1 protein-coding gene is annotated in these 289 nt (G+C 33.6%); it reads right to left on the bottom strand.

The genetic code is table 11. The annotated features are described in order from the left end of the window. Positions 1 to 289 (bottom strand): GldM family protein (locus FUA24_RS10695; protein WP_317131952.1); only part of this gene is annotated, 289 nt, incomplete at both ends.

The raw sequence follows: 289 nt of genomic DNA, 5'->3' as shown, positions 1-289 counted from the left end.
TAACTTATTACCGTTTACAGTTATTGTAGGCTGCCCTGGTACTTTAAATTTAAATCCTGTTACACGTAATGGTAATTCAAAATCAAAATCATCAAACTTAGCACCAACAGTAGAAATTTCTAAAGAGTTTCTTTGCATTTTTAAAGCACCATCTTCTCCTCTAACTGTACCTGTTGGTTTTGGTAAATCTTTAATTCTGAAAGTAGCTCTGTCTGAAACTTTACCACCATCAGGTAATGTACCTGTTACATTAATTGTTACTTCTCTACCTTTTACTGATGTAGCATCC

Source organism: Seonamhaeicola marinus, from assembly GCF_008085455.1.
Note: the sequence above shows the minus strand (reverse complement) of the source record. Positions and strands in the feature narration are given on the sequence as shown.